Origin of the sequence: Schumannella sp. 10F1B-5-1, from assembly GCF_006517535.1 — a bacterium.
GTDB lineage: Bacteria > Actinomycetota > Actinomycetes > Actinomycetales > Microbacteriaceae > Schumannella.
The window spans coordinates 1-243 of sequence record NZ_VHQH01000201.1; the positions used below are offsets into that span (position 1 = coordinate 1).

A 243-nucleotide genomic window follows, 5' to 3' on the forward strand; every position below is an offset into this window, starting at 1 on the left:
CGTCGTCGACATCCGTCAGGAGACCCGCACCGCCAAACGCATCACCCTGGACGTGCCCGGTTGGCCGGGCAACGATGCCGGTTCGCACCTCGACCTGCGCCTGACCGCACCGGACGGCTACCAGGCGAGCCGCTCGTACTCGATCGCCTCCTCCGGGGAGTCCACCCGCGTGGTGCTCGCGGTCGACGAGGTGCCGGACGGCGAGGTCTCCCCGTTCCTGGTGCACGACGTGCGGCCGGGGGA

1 pseudogene is annotated in these 243 nt (G+C 71.6%); it reads left to right on the plus strand.

Annotated elements, in window-relative coordinates:
- Positions 1-10: 10 nt before the first annotated feature.
- A pseudogene (locus tag FJ658_RS15430) lies at positions 11-243 on the plus strand (oxidoreductase); the annotation flags it as partial.